The organism is Ruegeria sp. CDSA077, assembly GCF_059612265.1.
On record NZ_JBXWQG010000001.1, the window covers coordinates 595755 to 616745 of the forward strand.

The following is a 20991-nucleotide window of genomic DNA, read 5'->3' on the forward strand; positions in this document are numbered from 1 at the left end:
TCCTTAAATGTCCAGTGGTCGGATGAAGTTTGCGAAGGAATAGAGGCGGATATTGATGCGCCGCAGGAACTCAAAGCTTTTGCCCTGGCCGGTATAGATTGCCACCGCGGCGTGTCCACCGGCGGGAAAGACGTGGCCATCTGGAATTTCGACCGAAATCTGCACGGCAATATGTCCAGGAATTTTTGGCAGTTCAAATCCGGGCAGGCGGCCTGATGGCAGATATTGACCCTGGCGGGTTGCCCACCAGATTGCCTCGACTTTGCCGGTCAGGATTTCTCCGGGATATAAGTCCAGCGCGACCTCAACCTGTTGCCCGGGTTTCACAAATTTCAGGTTCTGCTGCCGGTAAGTGGCGAGAATATAGGGGTTTTCCTTGGTCACAAAGCTGGCGATTGCGCCCAATCGGATATCACCGACAACCAGACCCGGGCGTGCCTGTTGTGAAACGATCATACCATCTTCGGGCGCGTAGATCGTAGTATTGTCCAGAAAATACCGGGCCTTTTCCAACTGAGCCTGAGCTTGAACGATTCCGGTATTGACCCCGTCGATCTGCGAATCCAGCGCCAGCTTTGCCTTTTCCAGATTGGCTTCGGCCTCTTTTATCTTGGCCTGATCTTCCGTGACCTGCTCGTTCCAGCGATCCAGCTCATCCTCTCGGGCACCACCCGCAGGGACAAGGTTTTCATACCGTGCTTGCTGGGTCAGCGCATATGCCAGTTGTGCGTTGGCTCGCTCGACGGCTTCACCCGCGACGATCACATCCTGTTCCAGAATTTTGGCGTTCTGCTGGGCTGCAACCAACTGTGCGGATGCCTCTTCGAATTCAAGCGCAAAGACGGTGTCGTCGAACCGATACAGCGGATCCCCTTTCTTCACCTCTGTATTCGGCTCGACCAGAACCTCGGAAAGGATGGTTGGTTCAGTCAGGCGCGGCACGATCTGTATGGTTGAGCGAACCACGTGGCTGTCGATCGAAAATGGCTGGAAGAACCGCAGCGCAACCATAAAGATCAATAACAGATGAGCACCCACCCAGAAGGAAACGATGCCCCAGGCGATACTGAACTTAAGCCATTGTAGTTTGAAGAAGATCAGCCAGACAAAAATGATGTAGAAAAGCGTAATGCCAAGAGCGACAAACATATTGTGGGACTTCCTTTAGCCTTAGCTTTTTTGTGTTTCGTCCGGGTCCAGTGGATCGCGATATTCTTCGGTCAGATCACCGCCTAACCGTTTGATGTCCTTCCGTATCGCATCGCGTTCATCATCAGGCATACGGCGGATATCGACAGTGGCTGCATCGTGGAAAGCCCACATAAAGGCGTGAATCCAGGGAACGACGGCCAGAAACCCCATCCAGCCCATGATCTTGACTGCCTCGGCATGGGGATGGTTGCGTTTGATTGCGATGCGGCCGGGCAGTCCCATTATGAACAGAAACAGCGCCATTACAGCGGCCAGCAGCAGTATAAGTGCTATAAATGTCAGATAGTCATAATAGCCTAGCGGCTGCCCCAGTAGTCCCATTCCGATGCCTCCATGAGGGAAGGTTTATCCATCCTCAGTTGTTGGTGTCCAGTTCGTCAATCAATTTGTAGCTTGTCGGCGGGTCAGCGCAGATACCTGGGCCACATTCCAACAAGGTCGACCCCGCATTCAGCGCGGCCAGCCCTAGCATCACAAAGAACGCGGTTTTGGCCAGCGTATTGCCCCCGAACCGTGGTTGATCGACGGTTGTGTCCTGATATTGACGGTCGAAAAGCAGCAAGATTGCCGTGCCCAGCAGGATCAGAAAAAAGCAGATCGCGGCCCATGTGTAGTAGTGATACCCAAAAACAGGCGAACCATAGTGGCCGGTACCCGGTACGATATGCAGCAAGATCTGGCGAACGGAAACGCTGATCCCAAACAGTGCCGCAAGCAACATCAACGCATAATGCTGCGGCCGGGCTCCGTATAGCAGGTTCAGGCCCAAACCAACGCCCACCGCTACGAACCCGACCCGTTGCAATAAGCAAAGCGGGCAGGGCAGTTCGTTCAGCGCCAGCTGGTATCCGAAGGCCAGCACAAGAACGAGGCTGACCGCCAGGGTTCCCAACGCGTTCAGGGTGCGGGAAAGCTCGGGTGTCATTGTGGCCTCCTACAGCTGAATGGTCAGTTGGCTGGTGGCATGAAACTTCAGCCAATAAACACTTAGGGCCATGGTGATGAAGAACACAACATTGGCCGCTTTGGTTTTTCTATAATAATTCAGCCCCATAGTGGCTGTGAGTAACGCAAATAAAAGCGCGATCATGGCCCGGATCTCCCCCTTGCCGTGCACTGATTGCAATATGTTGCGATACTGTCAGGGCCGGTCGCCTATGACAAGAACCACGTTTGGAATTACGCGTTTAATGCGAATCTCCGGTGGTTCGGCAGCTGTATACGACCCGCGTTCCCCATTCCTTGCATTTACGTGCAAGCCCACTTGGAAGAGGTTGATCTGTAAAGAAAACGTCAACTTCGGACATCGAGGCAATACGGGCAGGGGCCGAGCGCTGAAATTTCGAATGATCGGCAACCAGAAAGCTGTGTCTGGCCTGTGCAATGATAGTCTGGCTGACACGGACTTCTTGGAAATCGAAATCCAGAAGATCACCATCGGCGTCCAGTGCGGAACACCCGATTACCGCATAATCGAACTTGAATTGTTCAATCGTTGAATTGGTCAGGTTGCCGATCAGACCACCGTCCGACCGGCGCAGAACACCACCGGCGACGACGATCTGGCAGTTCGTGTTTTCCACCAGGATACGCGCGACATTCATGTTATTTGTCACCACCATAAGATCTTTGTGGTTTAGCAACTGATGCGCGACAGCCTCGGTCGATGTACCGATGTTCAAAAAAAGCGATGCACCATCCGGTATGTTGGCAGCGCAAACCTGTGCGATACGGGTCTTGATTTCAGCATTCAGGGCGCGCCGGTCCTCGTAACCGATATTCGAAACGCCGGATCGCAGGACCGCGCCGCCATGAACCCGGTCCAGCTTGCCCAGTTCCGCAAGCTCGGAAAGATCACGCCGGATCGTTTGGACCGTGACACCAAACTGCAACGCCAGATCCTCGACCATGACGCGACCATTCTGCTTGGCGATTTCTATGATGTCTGACTGGCGGAACGAAAGAGACAAGGGAAGCTCCGGTTATTGGGTTCTTTCGTTTTTGTTCCTTTTTTCGCAATATTGCAACCGGCAGAAATCAAACATCGTTTGGACAACAACAAAAATCGCTATTCTTGTTCGTTACGCGAAAAAAAACGAAAATCCACATTGACGAACCGAGTATCGAACGGGTTAATTGCCGCACGTTTTCAGCAAAAGGACTGACCTGCAAATGGCACAGCAGACTGGCCAGGTTACTGACCTATTCATCATCGGTGGCGGTATTAACGGTTGCGGGATCGCGCGTGATGCGGCCGGGCGGGGATTGTCGGTGACATTGGCCGAGATGAACGACTTGGCATCGGCCACGTCCTCGGCCTCGACCAAACTGTTCCACGGCGGCCTACGGTATCTGGAATATTTTGAGTTCAGGTTGGTCCGCGAGGCGCTGATTGAGCGGGAAACGCTGCTGCGGGCAATGCCTCATATCAGTTGGCCGATGCGCTTTGTGCTTCCCTACCACGATGGGATTCGATTTGACTCGGACACTCCGACCTCACGGCTGCTGAGTACAGTGATGCCTTGGATGCGTGGTCGTCGTCCAGCCTGGCTGATCCGTCTTGGCCTGTTCATGTACGATCACCTTGGAGGGCGGAAAATTCTACCCGGGACCTCTGCGCTGAATTTGCGTTCCGCGCCTGAAGGTGTCCCGCTGCAAAACAGGTTCGAAACCGCCTATGAGTATTCCGACTGCTGGATCGAAGATTCCCGTCTGGTTGTTCTGAATGCCCGTGATGCCGAGGCCCGTGGCGCCGATATTCTGGTTCGGACCGAAGTTCTTTCAGCCGAGCGGGTGGATGATGTTTGGCATGTGACGATCCGCGATAACCAAAATGACGAAACCCGTATCGTCTTGGCAAAGATGTTGATCAATGCCGGTGGGCCCTGGGTTGGCGATATCATCCAGGAAAAAATCCACGTGAACTCGCGCGAGGGGGTTCGGTTGGTCCGCGGCAGCCATATCGTAACCCACAGGTTATTCAACCATGACAAATGCTATTTCTTCCAAGGTGAAGACGGACGCATCATCTTTGCCATTCCCTATGAGAGAGATTTCACCCTTATTGGAACAACTGATCAGGATCACCCAGACCCATCGGTTCCTCCAGTCTGTACCGAGTCTGAACAGGAATATCTGTGTGCGTTTGCGTCAAAATATTTTGAGCAGCCTGTGACCCGCGAAGACATCGTCTGGACCTATTCCGGTGTGCGCCCTCTGTATGACGATGGGGCTAGCAGCGCAACGGCCGCGACCAGAGACTATACTCTGAAGGTCAATGGGCTTGGCGGCGCTCCGGTTTTGAATGTTTTCGGCGGCAAGATTACGACCTATCGCAGATTGGCCGAAAGTGCGCTTGAGAAAATCGCTGAGTACTTCCCGGATTTGCCCGGTCCATGGACCGCTGGTGTTTCTTTGCCGGGTGGCGATTTCCCCGTTAGCGCAGTGCAAGACCTTATTGCCGGTCTGGAATTCGACTATGCCTTTTTGAATCGCACATGGGCGGAACGGCTGGTGCGCGCCTATGGAACCGAGGCGCGCGCTATTCTGGCCGATGCAAAGACCGCTGAGGATCTGGGGGAAGAGTTCGGGGCGACTCTGACCGAACGCGAAATGGAATGGCTGGTCACCAAGGAATATGTGCGCTGCGCTGAAGATGCCATCTGGCGCAGAAACAAGCTGGGCCTAAGACTTGATGCCGATCAGATCGCTGCCATCCAGCGCTGGATCGAAAAGCGCCTGGCCCATTAAAGAAAAGCCCCGCGTTTTTGGCGGGGCTTTTTTTGATTTATGCGGCTTCTTCCGAAGGGTCGGGGTCGTTCTTTGTCCCTTTGAGCCATTCCCTCAGCCCCTGCATCAGGGCGTAAAGTACCGGCACAAGGATAACGCCAACCAGAGTTGCCGCCAGCATTCCGCCAAAGACGGCGACACCGATGGCCTTCTGGCTAGCCGCACCCGCGCCATTCGCGGCAAGCAACGGTACAACACCCAACAGGAAGGAGAGGGCGGTCATCATCACCGCGCGGAAACGTTGATGGGCGGCTTCGGCTGCAGCATCTTTGATCGAAAGGCCATTGGCACGCTGTTCCATTGCGAATTCAACGATGAGGATACCGTTCTTCGACGCAAGCCCCACCAGCATGATCATCCCGATCTGCGTGTACAGGTTTATGTCGCTGCCCACGATGGCCACCGCCGCAACCGCCCCGAACAGGGCAACAATAACCGATAGAAGAATGGACACCGGCATCGACCAGCTTTCGTATTGCCCCACCAGGAACAAATAAGCGAACAGGACAGCAAGCCCGAGGATAATGATCACAAGGCTGCCGGATGCAAGCTGCTGTTGTGCGGTGCCTGTCCATTCAAACGCGTATCCCGAGGGTAGGGCGTTGGCGGATTCTTCTGTCATCACAGTGATAGCATCGCCACTGGACAGCCCTGGCGCAGGTACAGCTGTAACTGTTGCCGAACGGAACAGGTTATGCCGTTTTAACAGGACTGGCCCCAACACGTTTTCCACGTCGATCAACGTACCCAATGGAACCATATCGCCCTTGGTCGAGCGCACATACAGGTTCGAAATATCTTCGACCTTGTTCCGATAGCTCCCCTCGGCCTGAATCATCACGCGGTAGACGCGGCCAAACAGGTTGAAATCGTTCACATAGTACGAGCCTAGTTGGGCTTGCATCGTCTGGAAAATCTCAGCAACAGACACTTCCAGGGTTTTCGCTTTCTCACGGTCCAGATCGACAAATAGCTGAGGAACATTGGCCCGGAATGTTGTATAGGCCTGACCAATCTCGGGTCGCTGGTTTGCAGCATAGACGAAGGACCCAACGGCCGAGGCCAGATCCTGAGGCGTACCGCCCCCGACTTGCTGAACCTCCATTTCCACACCGGCTGACATGCCGAGGCCCTGAATCGGTGGCGGGTTGAAGGCCACGATCGAAGCTGCGGATTCGCCATTTGCAATCGCCAGAACCTTGCCCAGAATGGCATCGGCAGACAGGTCGGGATCTTGCCGTTCGTCCCAGTTGTCGAGGTTCACAAAAACGGTCGCTCCATTTGTGGTTGTGCCGTTCAGCAGCGAAAACCCGTTGATCAGAACCGTACTGGCGACCCCCGAGATATCGCGGATCTGGTCGTCGACCCGACCTGCGATAGTCTCGGTGCGTTCCAGCGTTGCCGCATCTGGCAACTGGATGTCCACAAAGAGATAGCCGTTGTCTTCAAGCGGAATAAAACCGCTTGATGTGTTCGACATGATCGTCCCTGTACCCATTGCCAGAACAACGATGACGCCCAGTCCGGCGACTGGCAGAATTAACAGTTTGCGCACAATGACAACATAACCGTCACGCAGCGTTCCGATGAAACGCTCAAACAGGGCCAGAATACCCTTGGGCGGACCCGAGCGTGCGCGCAGAACCAATCCGCAAAGCGCCGGAGACAAGGTCAAAGCGTTGATTGACGAAATCACGACCGCAGTTGAGATGGTGACTGCAAACTGAGAATACAGTCGCCCCGAGATGCCAGGCATAAAGGTTACGGGCACAAAAACGGCCAGCAGAACCAGTGTGGTTGCGATGACGGGTCCGGTGATTTGGCCCATTGCTTTCCGTGTCGCCTCAGGCGGGGACAACCCTTCGTCGGCGATAATGCGTTCAACGTTTTCAACCACCACGATGGCATCATCGACCACGATCCCGATGGCCAGTACAAGCGCGAACAAAGAAATTGTGTTCAGGGACATCCCAAACGCCAGCAGGAACGCGAACGTCCCGATCAGCGAAACGGGAATAGCAACCGCCGGAATGATCGTGGCACGCCAACTGCCCAAAAAGACAAATACGACCGAAATCACCAAAACGAACGTCAGCATCAGGGTGGAAACCACGTCGTTCAGAGATTGTTCCACGAAGTCTGTCGTGTTGAAGGGTACCTGATATTCAACATCTGTTGGGAACGAACGCGACAGCCGGTCCAATTCGGCCTGAACACGATCTGAAACAGCCAACGCATTGGCACCGGGGGCTTGATAGATACCGATAACCGTTGCGGGTTCTGCCTGGAAATAACCCGAAGCCGAATAGAACTGCGCTCCAAGTTCGGTTCTGGCAATGTCCCTTATGCGTACGATTGCCCCTGCATCACCAGTACGGATGACAATATTGCCGAATTCAGCGGCCGAGGTCAGTCGGCCCTTGGTCTTGATCGTATATTGAAATGTCTGTCCCTCAGGGACAGGCGGCGAGCCTATCGAACCGGCAGACACTTCGATATTCTGTTCTCGGATAGCGTCTATGACATCACCCGGTGAAATCGACAGGGCGGTCATCTTGTCGGGATCCATCCAGATCCGCATTGCATATTCAAGGTTAGTCAGAACATCGGCTTTACCAACACCCTGTACCCGTGCCAGCGCATCTTTCAGGTTGATCGAAGCGTAGTTCGACAAGAATACGCTGTCATAGGTGCTTTTGGGTGAGGTCAGCGTGACCAGCATCAGCATATTGGTCGATGCCTTCTGCGTAACAACACCCGACGAAGTCACCTCTGACGGAAGCGAAGACATGGCCTGCGCAACGCGGTTCTGCACGTTGACGGATGCAATGTCAGGATCGGTGCCGACTTCGAAGGTAATATTCAACGAATACGAGCCGTTATCCGAAGAGGTGGACGTCATGTAGATCATGTCATCCACGCCGTTGACCTGCGCCTCGATCGGCGCGGCGACGGTGTTCTCGACCGTTTCGGCATTGGCACCGGTATAGGTGGCGGAAACGCTGACGACCGGTGGCGTAATATCAGGAAACTGGGCGACCGGCAGAACCATATAGCCGATCCCGCCCATGATCGTCAGGACAAGCGAAATAACTAGGGCCAGCTTGGGCCGGCTGATGAACAGGGATGAGAACATCTGTTACTCTCCCGGCTGCTCGGATGCGGTGACAGCATCCACTGCCACACCCGGGCGCACGCGCTGGAGGCCCTCGACGATCACGCTTTCTCCTTCGCGCAGGCCGTCCAGAACGATCACAGCAGTTCCGACATTGTCGCCGGTGGTGATATAGCGCTGTTCGACCATTTGCTTATCGTTAACGACCAGAACGAAATCACCGCGCTGATCACGTGACAAGGCCGCCTGCGGGATCAGAACCTGCAAGGTCGGCTCCAGCGCTTCGATATGAACGCTCAGAAACTGACCATCGAGGATCAGCCGGTCGGCATTTGTGAATTCGGCCCGCATTGCAATCGTTCCAGTTAGCGGGTCGATACGGTTGTCAACGAAAACAATCGAACCTGTTTCGCCCAAGTCCGATCCATTGGGCAGTGTTACATGCACATTCGGGCTTTTGGGGCTTTCGGCCAGCGTCGATGCATTCTCGCCATATTGTTCAAGAACCGAGGTAAACTGTTTCTCGTTCAACGAGAAATTCACATACACTGGTGCCTCGCTGACGATATTCACCAATGGTGGGTTGTTCGGGCCGACAACGTCCCCGACGCTGATAGCGACCCGCCCGATACGGCCGGTGAACGGTGCGTGGACCTTAGTATAGCTCAGATCAAGTTCGGCCTGTTGGATCGCGGCTTTCGCGGCTTTGACTTCGGCAATGGCCACAAGTTCGTTGGCACGGGCGATATCCCGTTCGCTTTCCGGAGTGGCATCGCGTTTGTAAAGTTCTTCTTTACGGGCCAGGTCAACTTTGGCGAGCTCAAGATTTGCTTCGGCACGGTCCAGATCGGCATTCCGTGCATCTAGTGTCGCCTGATACAGGTCCGGCTCGATCGTGAACATAAGGTCGCCTTCATTCACCATCGCGCCGTCTTCAACATTCTGACTGTCCAAAAAACCGCTGACCCGGGCGACAATATCGGCCTTGTTCAGCGCCTCAGCTCGACCGATGAAAGTCGCCTCGTCCGTGATTTCTTGTGTGTAGGCCGCTGCGATGGACACTTTGGGCGGTGGGGCGTCACTTTTATCCTGCGCGGCAGCTGGCACCACCAACCCACACAGGGCAAAAGCTGCGGCATACCAAACGGATTTGGCTATGGGGTCGTTCGGTCGAAAGCTGAAAAGTGTTGATGCAAGGATCATGGCAGAAGCCCCATTGAAACAAAAACTGGACACAACTCGGGTCGCCGCCAGCGGTCCGAGTCGCCTAAACTCTTTGTGAGGATGGCTGGTTTTGGTAGGTTTCTCAAGCGTGTTAGCCCGTAAGGCAATCGCTTACCCAAGGATATTTTTCTGTAGGGCGGCAGGTTTACGCAAATCGGCCAGGGTTAGTTTCCTGATCTGGCAAGGGCGTTTCCGGCAATCTGGATCAAACGCAAAATGAAAAAGGGGGCCGTTAAGCCCCTGTATTTTTTCCCGGTCGGGTGTCTTAGGTGCGGATACCAGCGAAACGGCTCTGCCAGTCTTCGCGCTGTTCGTCCGTTATCTTGGCGAACAGCACTTCGGGAACGGCAAAGTCATGGCCTGGGGGCAGGGCGGACAGGGCCGCCGCAACATCGTCAGGCCAAGCAGTATCCAGCGTGTTCATCGCACTCAACATCCGGGCAGTGGTTTCGGGAATGAACGGCGCACTGAGCACGGCATAGAGCCGGATCAAGTTCAGACCCAGACGCACCTGTACCGCGGCCTGTTCGGGATCTTCCTTGAAGGTCGACCAGGGTGCCGCGGATTGAAGATACTCGTTCCCGGCAACCCAGATGGCGCGCAATTCCTGCGCGGATTTGCGAACTTCCATCGCCTCCATGAACCCTTCATAGGCGCGGACGCGGCGGGTCAGCTCTTCGATCAGGGCCTGCTCGCGCTCGCCATAGGTGCCGCCTTGGGGCACCGCCTCGCCGAATTTTGAGCGGCAGAACTTGGTGATCCGGCTGACGAAGTTGCCCAACACATCGGCCAGATCCTTGTTCACCGATTGCTGGAAGTTCTCCCAGGTGAATTCGCTATCGCTGCTTTCAGGCGCATGGCTCAGCAGCCACCAGCGCCAGTAATCGGCGGGCAAGATGTCCAGTGCCTGATCCATGAATACGCCGCGACCTTGGCTGGTTGAGAACTGGCCGCCGTCATAGTTCAGGTAGTTGAAGGATTTCAGGTGGTCGACCATCTTCCACGGCTCACCCGAACCTAGAATGGTCGCCGGAAAGGACAGGGTATGGAAAGGCACATTGTCCTTACCCATGAATTGAACATAGCGCACGTCATCGGCACCTTTGTCAGTGCGCCACCAGCGCTCCCACTCGGCATTCGCTTTGCCGGTCGCATCGGCCCATTCCTTGGCGCAAGCGATGTATTCGATCGGCGCGTCGAACCAGACGTAAAAGACCTTGCCCTCCATGCCGGGCCAGTCCTGATCGCCTTTCTTGACCGGCACGCCCCAGTCCAGATCGCGGGTAATGCCACGGTCTTGCAGGCCGTCGCCGTCATGTAACCATTTCTTGGCAATGGATGTGGTCAGGATTGGCCAGTCGGACTTGGAGTCGATCCAGGCATCCAGTTGATCCTTCATCGCGGATTGACGCAGATACAGGTGCTTGGTCTCACGCACCTCAAGGTCGGTCGACCCGGAAATGGCCGAGCGCGGCTCGATCAGGTCGGTCGGGTCCAGCTGTTTGGTGCAGTTTTCGCACTGATCACCGCGCGCGCGGTCATAGCCGCAGTTGGGGCAGGTGCCTTCGATATAGCGATCCGGCAGGAAGCGGCCATCGGCGTGGGAATAGACCTGCTTCTCGCTCACTTCGCGGATCAACCCGGCGTCTTCCAGCTTGCCCGCAAAATGCTGGGTCAACGCTTTGTTCTGGGCGCTGGATGAGCGGCCAAAGTGATCAAAGCTCAGGCCAAAGCGCTGTGCGATATCGGCCTGCACACCATGCATCTCGGCACAGTAATCAGCGACCGGCTTGCCTGCCTTGGCGGCGGCCAGCTCGGCCGGAGTGCCGTGTTCGTCGGTGGCGCAGAGAAACATGACCTCATTCCCCCGGCCGCGTTGATACCGCGCATATAGGTCGGCAGGCAATTGCGAGCCGATCAGATTGCCGAGGTGCTTGATCCCGTTGATATAGGGGATCGCCGAGGTGATGAGAATCCGAGCCATGTTCCGTTTCCGCGTATGTAACTGCAGGCTCGTCTATCGTATGTCACTGCCCAGCAAAAGCCCGGCTTTTGCACGGATGCCACTTTCCGGCCCCAGGCACCGAAAAAACCCCGAAGAACGGATTTCCCGACTGCCGCTGTGTCACCATGTTAATTACCCATAGGTTGAAATATAGAATCACAACCTCTTGAAACTTTGTCATGACTCCCCATATTTACTGCATACCATCGTATACAATAACGGAGACAGCCCACTGATGTTCAGCTTTCTACTCGAGGGTGCATTTGTGCCCTTTACGATTGCGATTGCGCTGTTGTTTGGCCTTTTGGGGCTGGAACTGGTGGCGCTGTTGCTGGGTGGAAGCCTGATGGCGGGTGAGGGCGAGGTTGACCTTGATCTGGTTGACGCTCCGGAATTGGACATTGGTGATTTCGAACTTGATCTGGACGCGGATGTTGATCTGGGTGAGTTCGAGCTGGCCGAGGTTGCGGCGGAAACGCCGGTTGTGACCTCGGACGGTCCTGCAAGCTGGCTGGGCTTTGGCAAAGTGCCTTTTATGATCTGGCTGGTGGTTTTGCTGGCTGGTTTCGGCCTGTCGGGCATCGGCCTGCAACTGGGCCTGCGTGATGTGATGGGCTTTGATCTGCCCTCATGGATGGCCGCGATCCCGGCCGGGGCCTTTGGCATCTGGTTTGCGCGTGGCTTTAGCGCGGTCTTTGCCCGCCTGCTGCCGAAAACCGAGACCGAGGCTATGTCCGAACGGATGCTGGCCCGCCGTCGCGGTTTCATCTCGCAAGGGACGGCATCCCGAGGCCGCCCGGCCGAAGTGCGGGTCATGGACCGCTTTGGCAATGCGCATTACCTGCGCGCTGAGCCCCTGCAGGACAAGGATACGCTGGAACAAGGCACCGAAGTGCTTGTCCTGCGCGACCGACGGCGCGACCGGTTCGTTCTGGTCGGCTTGTCAAACTAACCAATTCAACAACCCCAAATCGGAGGATTTTGCATGGAACTTACATTCCTAGCCGTCACAGTTGTGACCATTTTAGCGGTCGTTATGTTCATTGGCCTTGTACTGGCCCGACTGTACCGCCGCGCAACCCGCGAGGTGAGCCTGGTGAAAACCGGTGCTGGCGGTAAGAAAGTCATCATGGATGGTGGCGTCATAGTCGTGCCGCTTTTGCACGAGGTCAGCCCCGTCAACATGAAGACCCTGCGTCTTGAGGTGCAGCGCAGCGCCGAGGCCGCTTTGATCACCAAAGACCGGATGCGTGTTGACGTGGGGGTCGAGTTCTATGTCTCGGTCATGGCCACGGAAGAGGGCATCGCACGTGCCGCCCAAACCCTGGGCGCCCGCACATTCGATGTCGAACAACTGCGGGAAATGATCGAAGGCAAGCTGATCGACGGTCTGCGTGCCGTGGCTGCGCAGATGACCATGGACGGTCTGCATGAAAACCGTGCCGATTTTGTGCAAGAGGTGCAGAATGCCGTCTCCGAAGACTTGCTGAAAAATGGTCTGTCGCTGGAATCGGTCTCGCTGACCGCGCTGGACCAGACCCCGTTCGAAGCGCTGGATGAAAACAACGCCTTTAACGCCGTGGGTATGCGCAAGCTGGCCGAGGTGATTGCGACCTCGAAAAAAGAGCGGGCGCAGATTGATGCGGATGCCGAGGTGGAAGTGCGCCGTGCAGCGATGGAAGCTCAGCGTCAGAAGCTGTTGATCGACAAGGACGAAGAGCAGGCGCGCATCGAACAGACGCAACAGATCGAAACCCTGCGCGTGGCGCAAGAGGCCGAGATTGCCGCGCGGACCGAAGATTCGGTACGTGAAACCGAGCGCGCCCGGATTGCCCGTGAAGAAGCCATTCGTGGCGCTGACATTGAACGCGAGCGTAAAATCCGCGAGGCCGAGATCTCGAAAGAGCGCGAGCTGGAGGTTGCCGAGCAAGAGCGTCAGATCATCATCGCGCAGAAATCCGAAGAGGAAAGCCGCGCCCGTGCATCTGCTGATCTGGCCCGCGCCGAGGCGACCAAAGCGACCGAAGCGGTGGTTACCGCCCGCGATGTGGCCGAAGCCGAGCGTCAGAAGCAGATCGTGCTGATCGAAGCGACGCGTGAGGCGGAACGTCAGGCCACAGCCATCCGTCTGGCCGCCCAGGCCGAGAAAGAGGCCGCCGCCGACCGTGCTGAGGCGCGCCGCGAAGAGGCGCAGGCCGAAGCGGATGCGCTGAATATTCGCGCCGAGGCCAAGAAGAACGACATGCTGGCCGAAGCGGAAGGTAAGCGCGCGATTGTCGAGGCTGACAATGCCCTGTCCGTCGATCAAATCCGTCTGAAGGTTGATCTGGCCCGGATTGAGGCGATGCCGACGATCATTGCGGAAATGGTGAAACCTGCCGAAAAGATCGATTCGATCAAGATCCATCAGGTCGGCGGGATCGGAACAGCCGGTGGTGGTGGAGCCGCGAGTGGCGACAAGCCTGTTGTGAATCAGGCGCTGGATTCGATCATGGGCATGGCCGTGCAGATGCCCGCGCTGAAAAAGCTGGGCGAAGAGCTGGGCCTATCGATGGAGAACGGTGTGGGCGGTATCGTCAACGGCGCGCTCGAGCCGACGGTTGATCCGGTGGAAGAGGTCGAAGTTGTCGACAAGGAACCACATACCGAACACTAAAGCGAATGGGCCGGGATTTTCCCGGCCCTTTTTCTATCGCCCCTCGCGGGATCGTTTCAGCAAGCGTCCGATGGTAAACGAGGTCCGCGGTGAATAGACATAACTGGTGCGTTCCTCGGGTGTTGGTCGAGACCGCATCCGCGCCAGACCAAAGATGATCAGGAACACGTGGCCAAGCGCTACAAAGGCAAAAAGCGCGCCGGGTCCAAAGGATTGGATCAAAGTGGATGACACGTAAGGCGAAGCAATCGCACCAAGCGCATACCAAAACATCAGCGCGGCAGAGAGCTCGACCCGTTGTTCGGTTGTGGCAAAGTCGTTGGCATGCGCGGACGAAACCGAGAAAATCGGGAAGGTCGTAAAGCCGAACAAACACGCGGCCAGCATGACGCCGACGGTCCCGGTGTTGCTGGCGGCCATGGTCACACCGCAGCTTAGGACGGCGGCTACCGAAAGCCAGATCAGTACCCAGCGCCTGTCGTATTTATCGGCCAGCCATCCCATCGGATATTGCGCCAACGCGCCGCCCAGCACGAAAGACGCCAGGAAAAACGCGATCTGATCGACGCCAAGCCCGACCTCTTGCCCGTAAACAGGGCCAACCATCCGAAAGGACGCCGAGCTTAACGCGGCAACCACCACCCCTGCCACCGCCAGAGGAGAGCTGTTCCAGGCCAGTTTCGGGCGCAGCCGCGGGGCGTCGGGCGTTTCGGGCTGGCTGGCGCGCGTCAGTGTCAGTGGTAAAAGGGCAGCGCAGCACAGGATCGCCAGCAAGTTATACGAGACATATGATGCTGGCGGCAGAACTGCGATGATCAGCTGAGCGCAGAGGGACGCGCCCATATCGACGATGCGATAGGTGCCCATGGCGCGCCCGCGCGTCTCATTCGTGACCTTTGCGTTCAGCCAGGCCTCGATCACTGTGTAGCACCCGGCGACACAGGCGCCTGACGCGATCCGAAGCATCGCCCAGATATAGGGGTCGTCGGTCAGTGTGTGCCCCAGCAACCCCATTGCGCCCAAAGCTGTGCAAACGGCAAATGCCCGCGAATGGCCGACGCTTCCCATCAGGCGCGGGGCCCACCAGCATCCGACAAAGAAGCCAACGAAATGGGCCGAGCCCAACAGGCCAATCTGCCCGGTGGTGAAATTCAGGGTCAGGCCGGAAATCGCATCCAGCGGGCCAACGCCACCGGTGGACAGTTGAAGCAGAATGACGGAAAGAAATAGGGCGGCAAAGGAAATGATCGTGCGCATGATGGGCTCAGATTGCGATATTTCCAGCGCGGTGCGCGCAGCTTATCGACTTTGTGGCGTCGTTTTTGATCTATCCAGTCTTTTTGATCTTGGCCCGGATATCAAGGCCAACAGTTTCCTTTACGAGGTCGGAATAACCCGAGGCGCCAAATTCGTGACGGTTCAGTGAACCGCTGAGTTGGATGGAGAGGTTATTCAAGTTGTCTCGGGCGCTGCCGGGCGGGCGAAAAATATTGGCGCGCAATGTGATTGGTCGCGTTACGCCACGCAAGGTCAGATCTCCTGTGATCTCGGCCCCGTTCGAGATACGTCCACCTTCGCCAAGCTGAATATCGGTCGAGGTGAAATTAATTGTGGGAAATCCTGTGGCGTCCAGAACCCCAGCGCTGAGCATCGGTTTGCGGGCGAAGGGCAGGTTGGTGCGCGCCTTGGCGACGTTTAGCGAGACATCCACCCGGCTGTTGGCCAGGTCGGTCATGTCAATTCGGATATCTGCAGATTGTATCGGCATGGTTCCGGACTGTGTGATGCCGGACAGCTCGAACGTAAAATCTACGGAAGTGCCATTGCGGACCAGTTCATAGGGACGCAACCCGGCCAGAGCCGGGTGCGCAAATGGAAGGGCGGTCAACCCGGACAGTACAGCGCGCCTTGTCAGTTGGGTCATATCATGACCTCCTGCCTGCGGGGCCGCGATCGCCTTAGCAACATCAGCAGGATAGCGATGTTCAGCCCGTTCCAGAGGATGCCATTGATAAAGGCCAGTTGATAATTTCCGGTTAAGTCGTAAATCCAGCCGGACATCCATCCGCCCAGTGCCATGCCCATGATGGTCATCATCATGACAAAGCCAACGCGTGCTCCGGCCTCTTGCGGGGGCATATATTCACGTACGACCAGCGCATAGCTGGGGACAATGCCGCCCTGCGCCAGACCGAACATGAGGCTGATAATGTAAAGTGAGGCCATCCCGTCATAGGGCAGGAACAGAAATAGGGCGATACATTGCAGGAAAGAGCCGACCAGCAATGTCATCAACCCGCCCAGCTTGTCGGCGACCAACCCCGAGATCACTCGGCTGACCACGCCGCCCAGCAACATCAGCGAGAGCATCTCGGCCCCGACCGCCGGGCCATATCCGAGCCCGACGCAGTAGGACACGATATGGACCTGCGGCATCGACATGGCCACGCAACAGCCGATTCCGGCCAGACCAAGAACGTATTGCAAGCTGCGCGGCGATATTCCCACGCTGCGCGCGTTGATCTGCGCATTGGCGGCGGCGGTCTGATGGGCCTCGATCGGGACTTGCCGGCGCAGCAGCAGAGACAGGGGGATGACAACGAGCAGCGTTATGACCGCCAGCGTCAGATAGACCTGCTGCCATCCTTCACGTGCAAGGATGCCTGACAGAAGCGTAGGCCAGATCGCCCCGGACAGGTAGTTTCCGCTGGCAACCAACGCCACTGCGATCCCGCGGCGTTTCATGAACCAGTGTGAGATGTCCGCGATCAGAGGGCCAAAACCAACAGCCGTGCCCAACCCCAACAGCAGATGGGCCAGTGACAAGAGCAGCATATTCGGCGCCCATGTTGCCAGCAGATAGCTGACCGCGCTCAGAAGGGCGGCACCGATCAGTGCCTTGGTCACGCCCAACCGATCAACCAGTTGCCCCAGCCACATGTTCCCCAGTGCAAACCCGATCATCGACAAGACATAGGGAAATGAGGCTTCGGCCCGACCGGCGCTGAATTGCGCCTCGATCGCGGGCATCACGACGATTACCGCCCACATGCCCACATTCGCCACCGTAGCGATTGCGAGGGTGATCAGAAGGCGAAGCCAAGAATAGCGGCTGTCATGGATTGGATGGCTCATACCGGAACGCTAGGGTTGGATGTGGCACTTGGCTAGTCACAAGTACCGTGAGCCGCGTAACTTATTCACCCCAATACACATCTTGGGCCTTGATCCGCGTCAGGTTCAGCCCGGCATGTGGCTTGGTCTGGGTGGCCTGCCAGCTGACCGGGGGCAGGGCGCGGGCGCGACGGCGAGTCAGGGTCCAGCAGGGAACCCCGGCGTGATGATCCGCAGCCATGTGCCAGCGGGTTTCAACCCCCTGTGCGCCGCCATCGCCAGGGGTCAGTAACAGGCCCAGCGGGGCTGGCCCCATCGTGCCGCCTTGTTCCGCGGCCAGATGCATCCGTCGGACCGGCGTCAGGCCGGGTGCCTCGGGCAGATCGCAGATCACCAGTGGGGTTGCCCCGCTGCGCAACGCTTCTTCCATGCACCACAGCAGGTCCTCGGCATGGTTGGGGCGGGCAAACAGGAACCGAGCAGGATCGGCAAAGGCCATCATCCCACCCGGGTGCAACTGGCTGGCCTCCCACGCGGGGGAAATCCACAACACCGGCCCCTGTGCCTGACCGGCCAACCACATGGCAAAGCTGCGCCGGGCGGGGCCGCAGGCCTCGTGCACGCGGGCCAGTTGCAGGGTGATCTGCGGATGGAGCTGCAGCCCCGCCATTTGTCGTGCAGGCTTGCGGCCAAGAAGATGTGTGGACATGCTATTACTCTAGCATGTTCTCATTATGTTCTCAATATCGAGAGGGCATCAGCGCGACAGGATCAGACGCCCATCCGCGAATTGAATATTCGAGAACCGGTGCAAGTAATCCATGCCGAGCAAGGACTGATCTAGCGCCCCTTCATTCACCCAGGCCGAGACATTGCGATCCGTGATCGGCCCCAGTTCAAGGCTGTCCAGCCGTATCGGGGCGGTGCGCACCTCGCCATTGGCCGTCAGGGCCCGCCCGAAATAGTTCAGCTGATCGGGGTCAACACCGATGCGTCTGGCATCCGCCTCGTTCAACACAATCTGGCTGGCGCCGGTATCGACCAAAAAGGTGATGGGTTCTCCGTTGACCAGAACCGGTAGATAGTAATGCCCGTCATAGGCGCGCGGCACTTCAATGCTTTCGCCGGTCACGGTCATCTGCGGGGCAGGGCCCACAGTGCTGCGGATATCGCCCCACAGTCCATAAGCGGCAATGATACCGATAAAAATAAACACCCAGGCCAGAGCCTGTTGCAACGTTTTGTTCAGGCTTTGCCGGTTCTGAGAGATAAACCAGGCCACGACCGCTGCGCCCAGCAATCCAAGATAGACCAGATTTGCGATGCTGTCGCCGTCCATACCGCTACCTTACTGCGTCACTCGAATCCAATATGGGGATTTATGACGCAAATCCAAAGGCTTTTAGCCCATCCAAGATAAACTGAACTGACAAGGCCGCCAGCAGCATGCCCAACAGGCGGGTCAGCACATTCAGCCCGGTCTTGCCCAGAATTCGTGCCACCGCGCCTGAAGACAAGTAGGTGACGAACACCATCGCCACTACGATCAACATCATGCCGATCACCACGGCCAGACCCTCTATGCCCGGATGCTGCCCGGCCAGCAGGATCATTGTGGCAATCGCGCCGGGTCCTGCAATCAGGGGAATACCCAGCGGAAATACCGAAGGATCAGGATGCTCTTCTTCTTCGGCGCTGTTTTCGCGCCGCTTGGTGCGCCGTTCGAACAGCATGTCCAGCGCTGTGAGGAACAACAGAACTCCGCCCGCAACGCGGAACGCCTCCATCGAGATGCCAATAAAGCCCAGAACCGCCTCGCCGAATGCGGCGAACATGGCCAGAATCCCAGCCGCTGTCAGACAGGCGCGCACCGCTATTGTATAACGCGCATGCCGATCCATGCCTTGTGTCAGGGCCACAAAGATCGGCGTTTGTGCTGGCGGATCAATGACCACAAGCAATGTTGTAAACGAGGTGATGAGAAAGGCTGTATCCATCATGCTGCGGTCTCTGCCTGTTCCAGCCGCTCTGCTGCAACCACCCAAAGTGCCTCGGCTTTTTGCATGGCCTTGACCACCTCGGCAAATTTCCGGTTCCAGATTGCCAGGTCGTTGATCTTGTCATCTTCATACAAACTGGGGTCCGCCAGTTTGGCCGAGAGCTTTTCGTGCATATCCGTCAATTTCTCGATCCGTTCCTCGCATTTGCGCAGATCGGCGCGCAGGGTCAGAACCACCTCGCGCGATGGGCGTTTGGGCTTGGCCGTCAGCGGCTTTTCCTTAACAGGTTTGTCGCGGCCCAGCAGTAGGGACCGATAGGATTCCAGATCCCCGTCAAACTGTTTGACGGATCCGTCCGAGACCAGCCAGAGGTGGTCCGCCACCAGCGACAGTAGGTGCATGTCATGACTGACCAGCACTACGGCCCCGGAATAGGCGGTCAATGCCTCAACCAGCGCCTCGCGGCTTTCGATGTCCAGATGGTTGGTCGGTTCGTCCAGAATCAGCATATGCGGGGCGTCGATGGTGGCAAGCAGCAGCGACAGGCGCGCCTTTTGACCGCCGGACAGCCGCCCGACCTTGGTTTCTGCCTGATCGGCATTCAATCCGAACCCGGCCAAACGCGAGCGCCACTTGCCCGGTGCTTCATTCGGGCGCAATCGGCGGAGATGATCCAAGGGCGTCTCGTCCACATGCAGCTCATCCACCTGATGCTGTGCAAAATAGCCGATGCGCAGCTTGGTGCTGCGGCTCATCTTGCCAGCCATCAACGGCAGACGATCAGACAGCAGCTTGGACAGGGTCGATTTGCCCTGACCGTTCTTGCCCAGCAGCGCGATACGGTCATCCTGATCAATGCGCAGGTTCAGTCTGCGCAGCACCTCGGTCTCGCCGTATCCCGTCACACCGCCTTCGATCTGAATGATCGGGGGCGACAGTTCTTCGGGTTCTGGGAAGGAAAAAGCGCGCAGAGCAGCCTCTTGCGGGGTCGAGACCAACTGAATGCGTTCGATCATCTTCAGCCGCGACTGAGCCTGAACTGCTTTGGACGCCTTATAGCGAAAGCGATCCACGAAGCTTTGCAGATGCGCGATGCGCGCCTTGGCCTTGGTGTTTTCCGATTCCGCCTGTGCCAGACGTTCGGCGCGGCGTTCCGCGAATTTATCGTAAGGCACCGCGTAATAGGTCAGCTTGCGGTCTTCCAGATGCAGGATCGACCCCACAGCGCGGTTCAGCAACCCGCGGTCATGGCTGATGATGATCACCGTGTGCGGGTATTTCGCCAGATAGCTTTCCAGCCACAGAGCGCCTTCCAGATCCAGATAGTTGGTCGGTTCGTCCAGCAGCAACAGATCAGGCTGCGAGAACAGCACCGCTGCTAGCGCGACGCGCATGCGCCAGCCGCCGGAAAAGTCCGAACAGGGTTTCAACTGATCCTCGTCATCGAACCCCAACCCCTTGAGGATCGAGGCTGCGCGCGCTTCGGCCGACCAGGCGTCTATATCGGCCAGCCGGGTCTGAATATCGGCGATGCGTCCGGGGTCCGTGGCACTATCGGCTTCAGTCATCAACGCGCTGCGCTCGGTATCGGCGGCCAGAACGGTATTGATCAGCGAGACATCGGACGAGGGCACCTCTTGCGCCACGCCACCAATACGCGCCCGTTTCGGGACTGCGATACTGCCCGATTCCAGCGCCAGTTCCCCCCTGATCAAGCGAAACAGGGTGGTCTTGCCGGTGCCATTGCGCCCCACTAGTCCAACCTTGTGGCCATCGGGGATGGTTGCGCTTGCGCCCTCGAACAAAGGGCGGCCTTCAACGGCATAGGTGATGTCTTGGATCCGTAACATATGCTGCTCTTAGCAGAGCTGTTATG

The 20991-nt window shown here is 57.1% G+C and carries 18 protein-coding genes; 3 read left to right on the plus strand and 15 right to left on the minus strand.

Annotated elements, in window-relative coordinates:
- Nucleotides 1–3: 3 nt before the first annotated feature.
- The 5 genes from AC2FLE_RS03030 to AC2FLE_RS03050 form a co-directional block, all read right to left on the minus strand.
- Nucleotides 4–1149 (minus strand): HlyD family secretion protein, encoded by a 1146-nt coding sequence (locus AC2FLE_RS03030; protein WP_281994737.1) that lies wholly within the window; start codon nt 1147–1149, stop codon nt 4–6.
- 21 nt (nt 1150–1170) lie between these two features.
- Nucleotides 1171–1533, minus strand: a complete 363-nt coding sequence (locus AC2FLE_RS03035; protein WP_142634304.1) for a DUF3302 domain-containing protein — start codon at nt 1531–1533, stop codon at nt 1171–1173.
- A 34-nt stretch (nt 1534–1567) separates the two neighbouring features.
- Entirely contained in the window at nt 1568–2137 is a 570-nt protein-coding gene (locus AC2FLE_RS03040; protein WP_496695158.1) for a disulfide bond formation protein B, read from the minus strand.
- Nucleotides 2138–2146: 9 nt separating this feature from the next.
- On the minus strand, nt 2147–2302 hold the full coding sequence (locus AC2FLE_RS03045; protein WP_271946630.1) for a DUF5993 family protein: 156 nt from the start codon (nt 2300–2302) through the stop codon (nt 2147–2149).
- Between the two features lie 97 nt (nt 2303–2399).
- On the minus strand, nt 2400–3182 hold the full coding sequence (locus AC2FLE_RS03050; RefSeq protein WP_496695160.1) for a DeoR/GlpR family DNA-binding transcription regulator: 783 nt from the start codon (nt 3180–3182) through the stop codon (nt 2400–2402).
- Between the two features lie 202 nt (nt 3183–3384).
- On the opposite strand from AC2FLE_RS03050, the gene glpD reads away from it, so the two are divergent.
- Nucleotides 3385–4962 carry a glycerol-3-phosphate dehydrogenase gene (gene glpD, locus AC2FLE_RS03055; RefSeq protein WP_496695162.1) on the plus strand — a complete coding sequence of 526 codons (1578 nt, stop codon included), beginning with the start codon at nt 3385–3387 and terminating at the stop codon, nt 4960–4962.
- 37 nt (nt 4963–4999) lie between these two features.
- Here glpD and AC2FLE_RS03060 read toward each other — a convergent pair whose 3' ends face one another.
- From AC2FLE_RS03060 to metG, 3 genes are all read right to left on the minus strand, one after another.
- A complete protein-coding gene (locus AC2FLE_RS03060; RefSeq protein ID WP_496690692.1) occupies nt 5000–8137 on the minus strand; it encodes an efflux RND transporter permease subunit in 3138 nt (1045 codons plus the stop codon).
- 3 nt (nt 8138–8140) lie between these two features.
- Nucleotides 8141–9319 (minus strand): efflux RND transporter periplasmic adaptor subunit, encoded by a 1179-nt coding sequence (locus tag AC2FLE_RS03065; RefSeq protein WP_496695163.1) that lies wholly within the window; start codon nt 9317–9319, stop codon nt 8141–8143.
- A gap of 286 nt (nt 9320–9605) precedes the next feature.
- Nucleotides 9606–11324, minus strand: coding sequence for a methionine--tRNA ligase (metG, locus tag AC2FLE_RS03070; protein WP_496695164.1), 1719 nt, complete (start codon nt 11322–11324; stop codon nt 9606–9608).
- A 256-nt stretch (nt 11325–11580) separates the two neighbouring features.
- On the opposite strand from metG, the gene AC2FLE_RS03075 reads away from it, so the two are divergent.
- Both AC2FLE_RS03075 and AC2FLE_RS03080 read left to right on the plus strand, forming a co-directional pair.
- On the plus strand, nt 11581–12297 hold the full coding sequence (locus AC2FLE_RS03075) for an OB-fold-containig protein (RefSeq protein WP_496695166.1): 717 nt from the start codon (nt 11581–11583) through the stop codon (nt 12295–12297).
- Nucleotides 12298–12330: 33 nt separating this feature from the next.
- Nucleotides 12331–14001 (plus strand): flotillin family protein, encoded by a 1671-nt coding sequence (locus AC2FLE_RS03080; protein ID WP_496695168.1) that lies wholly within the window; start codon nt 12331–12333, stop codon nt 13999–14001.
- A gap of 33 nt (nt 14002–14034) precedes the next feature.
- Here AC2FLE_RS03080 and AC2FLE_RS03085 read toward each other — a convergent pair whose 3' ends face one another.
- The 7 genes from AC2FLE_RS03085 to AC2FLE_RS03115 form a co-directional block, all read right to left on the minus strand.
- The gene (locus tag AC2FLE_RS03085; protein WP_496695169.1) at nt 14035–15258 is read right to left on the minus strand and encodes an MFS transporter; all 1224 of its coding nucleotides are present in this window, start codon (nt 15256–15258) and stop codon (nt 14035–14037) included.
- A gap of 70 nt (nt 15259–15328) precedes the next feature.
- Nucleotides 15329–15925: a YceI family protein gene (locus AC2FLE_RS03090; RefSeq protein ID WP_496695171.1), complete on the minus strand. Its 597-nt coding sequence runs from the start codon at nt 15923–15925 to the stop codon at nt 15329–15331.
- Nucleotides 15922–17136, minus strand: coding sequence for an MFS transporter (locus tag AC2FLE_RS03095; protein ID WP_496695173.1), 1215 nt, complete (start codon nt 17134–17136; stop codon nt 15922–15924). The genes AC2FLE_RS03090 and AC2FLE_RS03095 overlap by 4 nt, the downstream gene beginning before the upstream one ends.
- A gap of 61 nt (nt 17137–17197) precedes the next feature.
- The gene (locus AC2FLE_RS03100; protein WP_496690685.1) at nt 17198–17824 is read right to left on the minus strand and encodes an ImuA family protein; all 627 of its coding nucleotides are present in this window, start codon (nt 17822–17824) and stop codon (nt 17198–17200) included.
- Nucleotides 17825–17872: 48 nt separating this feature from the next.
- On the minus strand, nt 17873–18454 hold the full coding sequence (locus AC2FLE_RS03105) for a retropepsin-like aspartic protease family protein (RefSeq protein WP_496695175.1): 582 nt from the start codon (nt 18452–18454) through the stop codon (nt 17873–17875).
- A 40-nt stretch (nt 18455–18494) separates the two neighbouring features.
- The gene (locus AC2FLE_RS03110; RefSeq protein ID WP_142634274.1) at nt 18495–19115 is read right to left on the minus strand and encodes a MarC family protein; all 621 of its coding nucleotides are present in this window, start codon (nt 19113–19115) and stop codon (nt 18495–18497) included.
- A complete protein-coding gene (locus tag AC2FLE_RS03115; protein ID WP_496695177.1) occupies nt 19112–20965 on the minus strand; it encodes an ABC-F family ATP-binding cassette domain-containing protein in 1854 nt (617 codons plus the stop codon). The genes AC2FLE_RS03110 and AC2FLE_RS03115 overlap by 4 nt, the downstream gene beginning before the upstream one ends.
- Nucleotides 20966–20991 lie beyond the last annotated feature (26 nt).

Coding starts and splice junctions, on each gene's coding strand:
- AC2FLE_RS03030 (WP_281994737.1), bottom strand. CDS start 1,149: ATGTTTGTCGCTCTTGGCATTACGCTTTTCTACATCATTTTTGTCTGG.
- AC2FLE_RS03035 (WP_142634304.1), bottom strand. CDS start 1,533: ATGGGACTACTGGGGCAGCCGCTAGGCTATTATGACTATCTGACATTT.
- AC2FLE_RS03040 (WP_496695158.1), bottom strand. CDS start 2,137: ATGACACCCGAGCTTTCCCGCACCCTGAACGCGTTGGGAACCCTGGCG.
- AC2FLE_RS03045 (WP_271946630.1), bottom strand. CDS start 2,302: ATGATCGCGCTTTTATTTGCGTTACTCACAGCCACTATGGGGCTGAAT.
- glpD (WP_496695162.1), top strand. CDS start 3,385: ATGGCACAGCAGACTGGCCAGGTTACTGACCTATTCATCATCGGTGGC.
- AC2FLE_RS03060 (WP_496690692.1), bottom strand. CDS start 8,137: ATGTTCTCATCCCTGTTCATCAGCCGGCCCAAGCTGGCCCTAGTTATT.
- AC2FLE_RS03065 (WP_496695163.1), bottom strand. CDS start 9,319: ATGATCCTTGCATCAACACTTTTCAGCTTTCGACCGAACGACCCCATA.
- metG (WP_496695164.1), bottom strand. CDS start 11,324: ATGGCTCGGATTCTCATCACCTCGGCGATCCCCTATATCAACGGGATC.
- AC2FLE_RS03075 (WP_496695166.1), top strand. CDS start 11,581: ATGTTCAGCTTTCTACTCGAGGGTGCATTTGTGCCCTTTACGATTGCG.
- AC2FLE_RS03080 (WP_496695168.1), top strand. CDS start 12,331: ATGGAACTTACATTCCTAGCCGTCACAGTTGTGACCATTTTAGCGGTC.
- AC2FLE_RS03085 (WP_496695169.1), bottom strand. CDS start 15,258: ATGCGCACGATCATTTCCTTTGCCGCCCTATTTCTTTCCGTCATTCTG.
- AC2FLE_RS03090 (WP_496695171.1), bottom strand. CDS start 15,925: ATGACCCAACTGACAAGGCGCGCTGTACTGTCCGGGTTGACCGCCCTT.
- AC2FLE_RS03095 (WP_496695173.1), bottom strand. CDS start 17,136: ATGAGCCATCCAATCCATGACAGCCGCTATTCTTGGCTTCGCCTTCTG.
- AC2FLE_RS03100 (WP_496690685.1), bottom strand. CDS start 17,824: ATGTCCACACATCTTCTTGGCCGCAAGCCTGCACGACAAATGGCGGGG.
- AC2FLE_RS03105 (WP_496695175.1), bottom strand. CDS start 18,454: ATGGACGGCGACAGCATCGCAAATCTGGTCTATCTTGGATTGCTGGGC.
- AC2FLE_RS03110 (WP_142634274.1), bottom strand. CDS start 19,115: ATGATGGATACAGCCTTTCTCATCACCTCGTTTACAACATTGCTTGTG.
- AC2FLE_RS03115 (WP_496695177.1), bottom strand. CDS start 20,965: ATGTTACGGATCCAAGACATCACCTATGCCGTTGAAGGCCGCCCTTTG.